We start from the raw sequence: 12,877 nt of genomic DNA on the forward strand, positions 1-12,877 counted from the left end.
TAAGTCGGATGTTCCTAGACCGTCTGACGTGGCTTGATCGTCCCACGTCCACCAGTTGTCGGCGGTTTCTCTGGAAGGTTAGTCGAAATCCGGTCAGTAAGTGCGCTACCTGGGACTACTGAAAGCATTGTGCCAGCTAGACTTGCAGCGGCTCCTTTTTCACCGGGCCCAGCCGCCACTGACCGCCGCCAAGTAATTCCAGCTGTTGTTCATGGAGCAGCTCGACCGCGCGTCGATGGCTGACGCTGACGACAACGCAGTTCGGCAGTTCGCTTCGCAGCATCTGATAGAGCGCGAATTCCAACCCTTCGTCAAGCGCAGACGTACTTTCGTCGAGGAATATCGCCTTCGGTTTGGTAAGCAGGATGCGAGCAAAGGCAACGCGTTGCTGCTCACCGGGGGATAGCACCTTAGCCCAGTCTCGTTCTTCGTTTAGCCGGTCACACAGTGGGGCGAGGGCTACCTTCGTCAGCGTGTCCCGCACTCTGTCTTCAGGGATGTCGGCTGGCGGATTTGGATAGCACACCACGCCGTGTAGATTGCCTAGCGGCACATAAGGCAACTGCGATAAGAACATTGTTTCGTTCTCACCGTCGGGGCGGCTTAGCCTCCCGGACGCGTATGGCCACAATTCGGCTAGACTGCGTAGCAGCGTGGTCTTGCCGACCCCGGAATGCCCGGTTATTACCAGCGAGTCACCGCGGTTAAGTTGCAGGTCTAGCAGGTCAATCAACTGTTCGCCTGCTGGCGTGCGCACCTCGACAGCGGCAACACGAACCGTACCGTCGTCGGTCGACTTAGTTGCGACGTGGGGCAGCTCCCGGCTGCGGGCATTTGCCTCGACGAGTCCGTGCAACCGGATGATAGCGGCCCGGAAAGCCGCAAATGCGGCGTAATTGTTGCGGAAGAACGATAACGAGTCGTGAATATTACTGAAGGCGGTCGCGGTTTGGCCGACGTCCCCCAAGTTAATTTTCCCGGCGAATAGCCGCGGCGCTTGAAGGATCCACGGCAGCGGAACAATGGTCTGACTGACCGAGGCGTTCCAACCTAGGAACCCTATGGTGCGGCTGACGTACCTGCGGTAATTATCGATGATCGGGGTGAAGCGTCGCCTCAATTGTTTCCTTTCAGCCCGCTCACCGCGATAGAACGCCACTGCCTCGGCGGTGTCGCGCAACCGCACCAAGGCATAGCGGAAGGCGGCATTTAGCTTTTCGTTGGCAAAACTCAGCCTGATGAGCGGGCGGCCTATCCAGAACGTGATGATCGTCGCTACCAGTACGTACACAGTGACGATCCAGAACATGGCGCGCGGGATTTCGAGCCCAAACACGTCGAGCCGGCCGGAAAGGTTCCACAAAATCGTGGTGAACGATATCATCGATATCACCGACTCGACAGCACCAAACAGCAAGGTGCTCCCCGTTCCGTTGGAGGGAACGTTGGGGGTGCTGCCGGCGCCGGCGGTGAAGATATCGATGTCTTGCTGGATACGCTGATCGGGATTGTCGATCGTGCTGTCAATGAATTGTTCCCGGTAATAGGCGCGTTGGTCCAGCCAGTCAGCCGTGAGGTGGTCGGTAAGCCACACTCGCCAGGCGATGATGAATCGCTGAGTCAGGTAAATGTCGGCCATCACGCGGGCTATGAATATGACTGCCAAAATAGAGAAAATTCCGAGTGACATCCAAAAGCCATGAACGCCTGACTGTTTGACCAGTTCATTTTGTGCGCCAGTGCCTTCGAAGGCCGCCTGCAGCGCATTATATAAGTCTTTGCTTTGGTAGCTGAACAAAACGTTCAACCGCACGCTGGTGACGACCGAGAGCAGCAGTACAGCTAACATCAACCACGCGCCGACCGACTGCGGGCCTACGAAGTAGCCGCTGGTAATACGCCAATATTGGCGGCCCCAGCGGGTGGTGAGGCTGAGTACCACTAAGACGATGACACAAACGGCACTGACCGCCCACGCCTTGGCGATCCACCCCAGCGAGTCTGGCAGCGCGTGGCCCCAGTTGACCGATGGATGGAATGGTCTTAACTCCACGTTGATGTCTCCTCCCGGCCGAGGCACCGAAAGCACCGGATCAGAAATTCTTTCGGTGAAGGTATCTTAAAATCTTGGATAGGCTGCCGATATGAGCACTGACCCCGTCCTGACCAACAGCATTCACGCCGGCCAGCTCATCGCACGTCGACTAAAAGCCAGCGGTGTCAACACCGTTTTCACGTTGTCAGGCGGGCATCTATTTTCCATTTATGATGGTTGTCGTAGCGAGGGTATCCGGCTCATCGACACTCGCCATGAGCAGACGGCGGCTTTCGCTGCCGAGGGTTGGTCGAAGGTGACCAGGACGCCAGGTGTGGCTGTGCTAACTGCAGGTCCGGGCGTCACCAACGGAATGAGCGCGATGGCGGCGGCACAGCAGAACCAGTCGCCGCTGGTTGTACTCGGTGGCCGGGCACCCGCACTGCGATGGGGTATGGGTTCATTACAGGAGATCGACCATGTGTCATTCTTGGCTCCGCTAGTTCGTTTCGCGGCCACTGCGCAGTCGGCGGACGACGCCGGCCGGCTTGTCGACGAGGCCTTGCAGGCCGCGGTGGGTGTCCCGTCCGGAGTAGGTTTCGTCGACATTCCGATGGATCACGTGTTTTCCATGGCTAACGACGTTGGCGGTGGCCTCGGCGCTGTGGCCAGCCTGCCCGCGGTTCCCGCTGCCGACCCTGACGCCCTGGATCGGGCTGCTGGCTTGTTAGCCACAGCGCACCGGCCGGTGATCATGGCCGGGACCAACGTTTGGTGGGGGCACGCCGAGGTCGCTTTACTACGTCTGACCGAAGAACGCCAGGTCCCGGTGCTAATGAACGGGATGGCTCGCGGCGTGGTGCCCGCCGACCACCCGTTGGCCTTCTCGCGCGTACGGGGAAAAGCACTGGGTGAGGCAGATGTGGCGTTGGTTGTCGGGGTACCGATGGATTTCCGGCTGGGCTTCGGCACGGCGTTCGGGTCGCAAACACAGCTTATAGTGGTGGACCGCGCTGAACCCGATCGCGACTACCCACGGCCCGTCGCGGCCGAGCTTTACGGGGATTTGTCGGCTATCCTTTCGGCACTGGCTGGCGTTGGTGGGACCGACCATCAGGATTGGATTCGCACGCTGCGGACGGCCGAGACCACCGCGCGTGACCTCGAGAACGCTGAGCTAGGCGACGACCGGATCCCACTGCATCCGATGCGGGTGTACGCTGAACTAGCGTCACGGCTGGATCGCGACGCTATTATTGTGATCGACGCCGGTGACTTCGGGTCTTATGCCGGTCGGGTGATCGACAGCTATCTGCCGGGTTGCTGGTTGGACAGCGGGCCGTTCGGCTGTCTGGGGTCGGGCCCTGGCTACGCCCTGGCCGCCAAACTTGCCCAGCCCGACCGTCAAGTCATTCTGTTGCAAGGTGATGGCGCGTTTGGCTTCAGTGGCATGGAATGGGACACCCTGGTCCGGCATCGTGTGCCGGTTGTGTCGGTGATCGGCAACAATGGAATCTGGGGCTTAGAGAAACACCCGATGGAAGCGTTGTATGGCTATTCGGTGGTAGCGGAGCTCCGCCCGGGTACTCGCTATGATGAGGTGGTCCGTGCTCTCGGCGGTCACGGCGAGCTCGTGTCGGCGCCCGGTGAGCTTCGGCCCGCACTAGAGCGTGCCTTCATTAGCGGTCTACCGTCGGTCGTGAACGTGCTGACCGATCCGAGCATCGCCTATCCTCGCCGATCCAACCTGATCTGATCAGGCTGGCCTGGGCCGCAAACGTTCGCAGATTGCCAGGGTTTGTGCCGTGTCAGTGTATATACGCGCACGCTCGCGACGGTTGATGGCTCGCGTACCGTTGATCTGTGTCTAAGGCCACCCGCACTCGTCCTGGCCGGTTGAGCAGCCGACTTTGGCAGCTACTCGGCGCCAGCATGGAAAAGAATCTACGCCGCTCTCTTGCCGAGGTCACCGCCGCAGCGGCGTACCACAAGGAAGCTGCCGATTTGAGCGATGAGCAGCTACGCAAAGCGTGCGGGCTGCTCAACCTCAACGATCTCGCCGATTCCGACGATATTCCGCAGTTCCTTGCCGTCGCTCGGGAAGCTTCTGAGCGGTCAACGGGGTTGCGACCCTTTGATGTGCAGTTGCTGGGTGCGCTCCGCATGCTTGCCGGCGACGTGATCGAGATGGCCACTGGTGAGGGCAAAACCCTCGCCGGAGCGATTGCGGCGGCTGGATACTCCCTTGCTGGCCGGCACGTGCACGTCGTCACGATCAACGATTATCTGGCCCGCCGTGATGCGGAGTGGATGGGTCCGCTGCTCGAGGCGATGGGCCTAACGGTGGGCTGGATCACTGCGGAATCAACAAGCGAGGATCGCAAGGCGGCTTACGGCTGCGACGTTACTTACGCCTCGGTCAACGAGATCGGCTTTGATGTGCTGCGCGATCAGCTGGTGACTGACGTCGACGACCTGGTATCGCCCAATCCTGATGTGGCTCTTATCGACGAAGCTGACTCTGTGCTAGTCGATGAAGCGCTGGTGCCGCTCGTATTGGCCGGTACCACGCACCGGAAGACGCCGAGGCTTGAAATCATTAAGCTGGTCGGTGAGCTGTCCGCCGAATCCGATTACGAAACCGACTCCGACAGCCGCAACGTCCACCTGACCGATGTCGGGGCGCGCAAGGTCGAAAAGGCGCTTGGCGACATCGATCTGTACTCCGAGGAACATGTTGGTACTACGCTGACCGAGGTCAACGTCGCATTGCACGCGCATGTGCTGCTGCAGCGTGACGTGCACTACATCGTTCGAGACGACGCCGTGTACCTAATTAACGCCTCCCGGGGACGCATCGCCCAGCTACAGCGCTGGCCGGATGGCCTGCAAGCCGCGGTCGAGGCCAAAGAGGGCATTGAGACTACCGAGACCGGCGAGGTGCTCGACACCATTACGGTGCAGGCGCTGATCAATAATTATACCACCGTGTGCGGCATGACCGGCACCGCGCTGGCCGCCGGTGAGCAGTTACGGCAGTTCTACAAGCTCGGTGTGTCACCGATACCGCCGAATACTCCCAATATTCGCGAGGATGAATCGGACCGGGTCTACATCACCACTGCCGCCAAGAACGAAGCGATTGTGGCCCACCTCGTTGAGATACACGAGACTGGGCAGCCGGTGCTGGTCGGGACCCGTGACGTTGCCGAATCCGAGGAGCTGCACGAGCGGCTGTTGCGCCGCGGCGTGCCCGCAGTGGTGCTCAACGCCAAAAACGATGCCGAAGAAGCGCAGGTGATCGCGGAGGCTGGCAAATTCGGCGCAGTCACTGTATCCACCCAGATGGCCGGGCGCGGCACTGATATCCGCCTTGGCGGATCTGATGAAGCCGATCACGACCGAGTCGCCGAGTTAGGTGGTTTGCACGTGGTTGGCACCGGGCGGCACCATACTGCGCGGTTGGATAACCAATTGCGCGGCCGGGCCGGGCGTCAGGGTGATCCTGGGTCGTCGGTGTTCTTCTTCAGTTGGGAAGACGATGTTGTTGCGGCCAATCTCGAGCGCAACAAGTTGCCTATGCAGACCGATGCGGACGGCCGTATCATCAGCCCCAAAACCGCCGGTTTACTTGACCACGCTCAGCGCGTCGCGGAGGGTCGGCTGCTGGACGTGCACGCGAATACGTGGCGCTACAACCAGTTGATTGCCCAGCAGCGTACTATCATCGTCGAACGGCGAAATACGCTGCTGCGTACCGCAACCGCGCGGGAAGAGCTCGCAGAACTAGCCCCTCAGCGTTATGAGGAGCTGGCTCAGGTACTGCCTAAACAGGAGGGCGAAAAACGCCTCGAGGTGATTTGCCGAGTGATAATGCTATACCATCTCGACCGTGGCTGGGCCGATCATCTGGCGTATCTGGCCGACATCCGCGAAAGTATCCATTTGCGCGCGCTTGGCCGGCAGAACCCGCTGGACGAGTTCCACCGGTTGGCGGTCGACGCGTTTGCTTCGCTGGCTGCCGACGCGATCGAGGCGGCCCAGCAGACATTCGAAACCGCTAGTATTTTCGAAGAGGAGCCAGGACTGGATATGTCCAAACTGGCCCGGCCGACGTCAACGTGGACCTACATGGTCAACGACAACCCATTGTCTGATGACACACTTTCCACCTTAAATCTGCCTGGGGTTTTCCGCTGAGGTCCGATCGCCCTCGGCTCGTTACCCGTACTGTAATGTCGCTGGGCTAAGGTCACGGTTCGTGGACTTAGTGTGTCTGCCTAATCGGGTGCTAACAGTGCCCAACCTGCTCAGCGTCGTCCGTCTGGCGCTGATCCCGGTGTTTGTCTATGTTCTGTTAGTCAGGCACGCCGACGGTTGGGCGGTGGCGATTCTGGCGTTCGGCGGCGCCTCTGACTGGGCCGACGGCAAGATTGCCCGGCTGCTGGATCAGTCTTCGCAATTGGGTGTGCTGCTCGACCCCGCTGTCGATCGGCTGTATATGGTGACGATCCCCGTCGTGTTGGGGTTGAGCGGGATCGTGCCGTGGTGGTTTGTCGTGACTCTGTTGACACGCGACGCGCTACTGGTTGCGATGCTGCCGTTGCTGTGGAGTCGCGGACTGTCGTCTTTACCGGTAACCTACATCGGTAAGGCGGCGACATTCAGCTTGATGGTCGGCTTTCCCTTCGTGCTGCTAGGAACCTGGGACATGTTGTGGAGTCGTGTCTTGAGGGCTTGCGGTTGGGCCTTTCTGCTTTGGGGTATCTATATGTACCTGTGGGCATTCGTCTTGTATGCGGTGCAGATGACGATGGTCATGCGGCGGATGCCCAAGAGCAAACACCAAGCCCGTTGGCAGCTTGCACGAAAAACCAGTGAACATGGCTGAATGTGAGCGACAGCTCGGCGGTTATGACCCGAACGCGGGTTACAGTCTCCACGCGGCAGCGCGGCCCAAGAAGGTTCCGGTGCCCTCGCTGCTGCGTGCTTTGCTGTCCGAGCATCTTGACCCTGGCTATGCCGTGGCCGCTGCCAAATGTGGCTGCTCAATTATGCCGCGAGCTCGTGCTTTTAGCTGGGTCTGGCAAGGCTTGGCGGCAGCTCTGGTCACCATGGTCTTTGCCGCTGCGGTCACACAGGCCCGCTTGGTTGCACCTGGTGTGCGCGCGGCTCAGCAACTTTTGGTGACAAGCGTGCGTTCTACCCAGGCCGCGGCGGCCAAGTTGGCCCAACAGCGTAGTGTGCTCTCGGCTCAAGTCGATGACGTGCAGCGGCTCGCGCTTGCACACAACGCTGAAGGGCAGCAGTTGCTGAACCGCCTTGACGTGCTCAGCCTAGCGGCAGCCAGCACACCAGTCATCGGTTCTGGTTTGACGGTGACCATAACTGACCCCGGTGCAGGCCCTAATCTTTCCGATGTGTTCAAGCAACGCAAGAAGGGCGGCGGGCAAATCGTTCTAGACCGTGATCTGCAGCTCGTCGTGAACTCGTTGTGGGCGAGCGGCGCTGAGGCAATCTCAGTTGATGGCGCGCGGATTGGGCCGAATGCGACTATTCGGCAGGCCGGTGAGGCGATTTTAGTTGACAACAATCCCACCAGCAACCCGTACACCGTCCTTGCGGTGGGGCCGTCGCACACTATGCGGGACGTGTTCAACGACAGCCTTGGTCTGCAGCGTCTCAGGCTGCTGGAAGCCTCTTACGGCGTCGGCGTCAGCGTGAACATCGCCGACGGTCTCACGTTGCCCGCTGGAACGGCCCGAGATGTCAAGTTCGCTAAACAGATTGGGGCTTAGTGAGAGAAATCCTCGTGAGAATGATCCCTCTCGAGGTAGCGTGGAGGGGAGTCCGGCTAGTATGAGTGGTCTCGTAGCGATTGCGATTGGCATCGCGCTGGGCCTGGTTTTTCACCCTAGCGTGCCTGAGGTTATTCAACCGTATTTACCGATTGCGGTGATCGCTGCGCTCGACGCGGTGTTCGGTGGGCTGCGTGCCTATCTTGAGCGGATCTTTGACCCGAAGGTCTTTGTGGTTTCGTTCGTGTTCAACGTCTTGATGGCTGCCCTGATCGTTTATGTCGGCGACCAGCTGGGCGTTGGTACGCAACTCTCCACGGCGATCATCGTGGTGTTGGGTATTCGTATCTTCGGCAATGCCGCCGCGCTGCGGCGCAGGTTGTTCGGGGTTTGACGCGCCGGCGACGATGCAGAGCGAAGCGATAAGGAGGAGCGCCCCCACAAATGGAAGGTACCCCCACCCACTTGTGGGGGAGAAGAGTGGCACCATGGCTGGGGTTGAGGTGGGGTTATCATGAGCCAGGACCCCCCAACACCCGCCGGCCCTCCAGGACGGGAACGTCGTGCTGCGCCAAACCAGCACGACCCACCCAACGCTGACTCTGAAGCGCATGAAGCAGCGCGTCATGGTCGCCACGAACTACCAGCCGACTATCCGCGACAACTTAGCGGGTCGTTACGCCGGGCAAGACGGTCCGGGTCGCTGGAGAGCGATAGCTCACGTCTGGCTTTTGGAACGCTGGCGATCCTGTTGTGCTTGCTTTTAGGGATCACCATTGTTATTCAGATCCGCCAGACCGAGTCCGGTGATTCCTTGGAAACCGCGCGTCCCACCGACTTGTTGGTGCTGCTGGATTCGTTGCGGCAACGCGAGGCCACGCTGAGCACCGAAGTGACCGAACTGCAGAACACCTTGAACGTGCTGCAAGCATCAGGCAACACCGATCAGGCCGCTATTCAAAGTTCTAAGGCCCGATTGGTCGCGTTGTCTATCTTGGTCGGCGCAATCGGTGTTACTGGGCCGGGTGTCACGTTGACGATCGATGATCCCGGACCCGGGGTCGCACCCGAAGCAATGCTTGACGTGATCAACGAGTTGCGTGCTGCCGGCGCCGAGGCGATCGAGATCGATGATGCACACCAATCGGTGCGGGTCGGTGTCGATACTTGGGTGGTCGGTGTTCCCGGGTCACTGACTATCGACAGCAAGGCACTCTCCCCTCCCTATTCTATTTTGGCGATTGGCGATCCACCGACGCTCGCCGCGGCGATGCGCATCTCCGGTGGCGCTGAGGACAGCGTCAAACGCGTTGGCGCGCGCATGTCTGTACAACTAGCCGACCGACTAGACGTGACCACCTTGCGGCAACCAAAACCGCACCAATACGCTCAGCCCGTTAAGTGAGCACCGACCAGGAACAGGATTACTGTGAGCAATATCCCGTCCGATCTGCACTACACCGCCGAACATGAGTGGATTCGGCGAAGTAGCGAAGACACCGTCCGGATTGGGATCACCGACTTCGCACAGTCGGCACTGGGTGATGTGGTTTTCGTACAGCTCCCAGAAGTGGGCGTTGAGCTAATAGCGGGTGAGTCCTTCGGAGAAGTGGAATCGACGAAATCGGTGTCGGAGCTGTACGCCCCAGTGTCGGGAACAGTGTCTACGGTCAACACCAACCTGGAAGGCAGTCCGCAGCTTGTGAACTCTGACCCATACGGCACTGGCTGGCTTTTGGATGTCAACGTCGCCGACGTCGCTGCCTTGGAGTCAGCTATCGCGGCACTGCTGGACGCCGAGGCCTACCGAGGCACATTAACCGAATGACGATTGCTAAAGTGCCTGGGAATTTCGCGCGACGACGATGTGGACGTCATGCGGCTCGAGGAGGAGCCGGGCAATGGGGGCTGATTCTGTAGGTGGATAGCGTATTGCAGACCACCGCGCGGTACGGTCGACACATGATCCCTAGACGACTGTAATCGGGCAGTACTAGGCGGAGAATCTAGTGGGAAAGCCGGGCGAGTAGCCCGGGTCAGACAACGCCACAGCGGCCAGTAAGGAGCAGCGGGTGACGGACATGGACTCAGGAAGACAGGAAGGTCAGACTTCTGACGAAGTCACCGTGGAGACGACCTCGGTCTTCCGTGCCGACTTCCTCAACGAACTGGACGCTCCAGCACAGGCAGGTGCTGAGAGCGCGGTATCCGGGGTTGAAGGACTCCCGGCGGGCTCAGCGTTGCTGGTTGTCAAGCGGGGGCCGAACGCGGGATCGCGTTTTTTGCTCGATCAGGCTATAACCTCCGCCGGTCGACACCCCGACAGCGACATCTTCCTCGATGACGTTACGGTAAGCCGCCGTCACGCGGAATTCCGGTTGGAAGGCAACGAGTTCCACGTCGTTGACGTCGGCAGTCTCAACGGTACCTACGTTAACCGCGAGCCGGTGGATTCGGCGGCATTGGCAAATGGTGACGAGGTGCAAATCGGCAAATTCCGCTTAGTGTTCCTGACCGGGCCCAAGCCGGGTGGCAACGACGGGGGAACCGGAGGCAAGTGAGCGCACCCGATAGCCCGGCGCTGGCCGGGATGTCGATTGGGGCAGTCCTGGATCTACTGAGGCCGGATTTCCCCGATGTCACAATCTCTAAGATTCGTTTCCTGGAAGTTGAGGGGTTGGTGACCCCTCGGCGTTCTGCATCGGGGTACCGGCGGTTCACCGCATATGATTGTGCACGGCTGCGTTTCATCCTCACCGCACAGCGCGATCACTACCTACCACTGAAGGTCATCAGGGCGCAGCTGGACGCCCAGCCTGATGGTGAACTGCCGTCATTCGGGCCGCCGCCTTACACCGCGCCGCGATTGGTTTCGGTGACGGATAGCCCGGGTATCGATGTCGGATCGGGGGTCGGATCCGACATGGCGGTGGTATCGTCAGCTCACATCCGGTTGAGTCGAGAAGACCTCCTGGACCGCTCGGGAGTGGAAGATGACCTGCTGATGGCACTGCTCAAGGCCGGAGTGATCGCCACCGGGCCGGGCGGTTTTTTCGATGAGCATGCGGTCGTGATTCTCCAATGCGCGCGAGCCCTGTCCAAATATGGTGTTGAGCCGCGGCATCTGAGAGCTTTCCGGTCAGCGGCCGACCGCCAATCTGACCTGATCGCTCAAATTGCTGGGCCGATAGTCAAAGCTGGTAAGGCCGGCGCCCGTGACCGTGCCGATGATTTGGCGCGTGAGGTTGCTGCGCTCGCCATCACTCTGCACACTTCGTTGATCAAGTCCGCGGTTCGCGGCGTTCTGCACCGCTGAGGATTAAACTTCGTTCGACAGCTTGGTGTTCGGCGGCGTGGCAAGGCACGTTGTCCACCGCGTCGTCGCGCCGAGCGTGAATCGGACACAGCGGCATGTGCGGAGGGCGGACACAGATGGGTGAAGTTCGTGTTGTCGGCATACGTGTCGAGCAGCCGCAGAACCAGCCGGTGCTGCTGCTGCGCGAAGCCAATGGTGACCGGTATCTACCGATCTGGATTGGCCAATCGGAGGCCGCCGCCATTGCGCTCGAGCAGCAAGGCGTCGAACCGCCCCGTCCGCTTACACACGATCTAATCAGAGACGTCATTGCCGCACTTGGGCATTCGCTCCAAGAGGTGCGGATCGTCGATCTACAGGAAGGCACTTTCTATGCTGACTTGATCTTTGATCGCAATATCAAGGTGTCGGCGCGCCCTTCGGACTCGGTGGCGATCGCCCTACGGGTTGGTGTTCCGATCTACGTTGAGGAGGCCGTGCTCGCACAAGCCGGTTTGCTGATTCCCGACGAGAATGACGAAGAGACTGGCAGCGCTGTTCGCGAGGACGAGGTAGAGAAGTTCAAGGAGTTTCTCGACAGCGTGTCTCCTGACGATTTCAAAGCGACCTAGCCTGTACAACGATGTGTGATGATACGGCCTGAGGCGGGTACGTCGCTTCCACTAAACATCATGGAAGCATCTGAATATGGCATGGTATAGCTATGATATAGCACTGCGATACGACACGCCTGGCAGATAGTGCCGACAGACACTAGTGATGGCCATACTTTGATGACGACTTCAGGCAAGGCTGCTACCGAACAACGTATACTCTCTAGCACTCAGGCCTGATCAGACATAGCTGCCGGGGCAGCCATGATGCAGCTAGTAACCAGAGCGCGATCGGCGAGAGGAACCACCGTGAGCGAGCAGTCACGTCAAGGTCAGCTGGACCTTGCAGACCACCGGGACACCCCGACTGCTACAACCAGTGGCGACACTAGCCTTCATGGTCCCACCGCAGTGAGCAGACCCTTGCAACCTGGACTATTCCCTGACGACTCCGTGCCTGACGAGTTGGTCGGCTATCGCGGACCTAGCGCCTGCCAGATCGCCGGGATCACGTACCGCCAGCTGGACTACTGGGCACGGACATCGTTAGTGGTTCCCTCAATCCGGGGTGCGGCCGGCTCCGGCAGCCAGCGCCTGTACTCGTTCAAGGACATCCTGGTTCTCAAGATCGTCAAGCGATTACTCGACACTGGTATCTCGCTGCACAATATTCGGGTTGCCGTTGACCATTTGCGCCAGCGCGGCGTCCAGGATCTAGCCAACATAACTTTGTTCTCCGACGGCACCACGGTGTACGAGTGCACATCGGCCGAAGAGGTCGTCGACCTGTTACAAGGCGGGCAAGGTGTGTTCGGTATCGCCGTGTCCGGCGCTATGCGTGAGTTGACCGGCGTGATCGCTGACTTCCGTGGTGAGCGCGCTGATGGTGGCGAGTCAATTGCCGCGCCGGAAGACGAGCTGGCTTCTCGGCGCAAGCATCGCGACCGTAAAATCGGCTAAGTGTAGCGCAGCCGGCAGCACCCTCTCGTTTACCCTTGCGTGTGAGGCGGGGGTAAAGTTGTCTCTGCATCGTCCTCACGCGGGAGAGTTCTGTAACTGCCAGTTACGGACGCCGAAGGAGCAATACCTCTCCGTCAACCTCTCAGGCACCCGGACCGCGCGTGGCCCCGATGCC

General features: G+C 59.8%; 12 protein-coding genes and 1 riboswitch. Of the genes, 11 read left to right on the forward strand and 1 reads right to left on the reverse strand.

What is annotated here, in order from left to right; genetic code table 11:
- Positions 1-136: 136 nt before the first annotated feature.
- Positions 137-2,053 carry a vitamin B12 ABC transporter pemease/ATP-binding protein BacA gene (gene bacA, locus MUBE_RS03675; RefSeq protein WP_116539561.1) on the reverse strand — a complete coding sequence of 639 codons (1,917 nt, stop codon included), beginning with the start codon at positions 2,051-2,053 and terminating at the stop codon, positions 137-139.
- Between the two features lie 91 nt (positions 2,054-2,144).
- Here bacA and MUBE_RS03680 point away from each other — a divergent pair, with 91 nt between their 5' ends.
- The 11 genes from MUBE_RS03680 (at position 2,145) to MUBE_RS03730 (ending at position 12,702) form a co-directional block, all read left to right on the forward strand.
- The gene (locus tag MUBE_RS03680; RefSeq protein ID WP_116539535.1) at positions 2,145-3,791 is read left to right on the forward strand and encodes an acetolactate synthase; all 1,647 of its coding nucleotides are present in this window, start codon (positions 2,145-2,147) and stop codon (positions 3,789-3,791) included.
- A 107-nt stretch (positions 3,792-3,898) separates the two neighbouring features.
- A complete protein-coding gene (gene secA2 / locus MUBE_RS03685; protein WP_116539536.1) occupies positions 3,899-6,235 on the forward strand; it encodes an accessory Sec system translocase SecA2 in 2,337 nt (778 codons plus the stop codon).
- A gap of 61 nt (positions 6,236-6,296) precedes the next feature.
- Positions 6,297-6,926, forward strand: coding sequence for a CDP-alcohol phosphatidyltransferase family protein (locus MUBE_RS03690; RefSeq protein WP_116539537.1), 630 nt, complete (start codon positions 6,297-6,299; stop codon positions 6,924-6,926).
- Positions 6,919-7,833 carry a DUF881 domain-containing protein gene (locus tag MUBE_RS03695; RefSeq protein ID WP_116539538.1) on the forward strand — a complete coding sequence of 305 codons (915 nt, stop codon included), beginning with the start codon at positions 6,919-6,921 and terminating at the stop codon, positions 7,831-7,833. Before MUBE_RS03690 ends, MUBE_RS03695 begins: the two co-directional genes overlap by 8 nt.
- Positions 7,834-7,894: 61 nt before the next feature.
- Positions 7,895-8,227 carry a small basic family protein gene (locus MUBE_RS03700; protein WP_116539539.1) on the forward strand — a complete coding sequence of 111 codons (333 nt, stop codon included), beginning with the start codon at positions 7,895-7,897 and terminating at the stop codon, positions 8,225-8,227.
- A 120-nt stretch (positions 8,228-8,347) separates the two neighbouring features.
- Entirely contained in the window at positions 8,348-9,238 is an 891-nt protein-coding gene (locus MUBE_RS03705) for a DUF881 domain-containing protein (RefSeq protein WP_116539540.1), read from the forward strand.
- Positions 9,239-9,262: 24 nt separating this feature from the next.
- Complete coding sequence (gene gcvH, locus MUBE_RS03710; protein WP_116539541.1) at positions 9,263-9,661, forward strand: glycine cleavage system protein GcvH; 399 nt, start codon at positions 9,263-9,265, stop codon at positions 9,659-9,661.
- Between the two features lie 253 nt (positions 9,662-9,914).
- On the forward strand, positions 9,915-10,394 hold the full coding sequence (garA, locus tag MUBE_RS03715) for a glycogen accumulation regulator GarA (protein ID WP_424399030.1): 480 nt from the start codon (positions 9,915-9,917) through the stop codon (positions 10,392-10,394).
- Positions 10,391-11,149 carry a transcriptional regulator FtsR gene (gene ftsR / locus MUBE_RS03720; protein WP_116539543.1) on the forward strand — a complete coding sequence of 253 codons (759 nt, stop codon included), beginning with the start codon at positions 10,391-10,393 and terminating at the stop codon, positions 11,147-11,149. Before garA ends, ftsR begins: the two co-directional genes overlap by 4 nt.
- 116 nt (positions 11,150-11,265) lie before the next feature.
- A complete protein-coding gene (locus MUBE_RS03725) occupies positions 11,266-11,760 on the forward strand; it encodes a bifunctional nuclease family protein (protein ID WP_116539544.1) in 495 nt (164 codons plus the stop codon).
- Positions 11,761-12,051: 291 nt separating this feature from the next.
- Positions 12,052-12,702, forward strand: coding sequence for a MerR family transcriptional regulator (locus MUBE_RS03730; protein WP_207801645.1), 651 nt, complete (start codon positions 12,052-12,054; stop codon positions 12,700-12,702).
- A gap of 70 nt (positions 12,703-12,772) precedes the next feature.
- A riboswitch (glycine riboswitch) is annotated at positions 12,773-12,870 on the forward strand.
- The last annotated feature ends 7 nt before the right edge of the window (positions 12,871-12,877 follow it).

It is taken from the genome of Mycobacterium uberis, assembly GCF_003408705.1.
Classification (GTDB): Bacteria; Actinomycetota; Actinomycetes; order Mycobacteriales; family Mycobacteriaceae; genus Mycobacterium; species Mycobacterium uberis.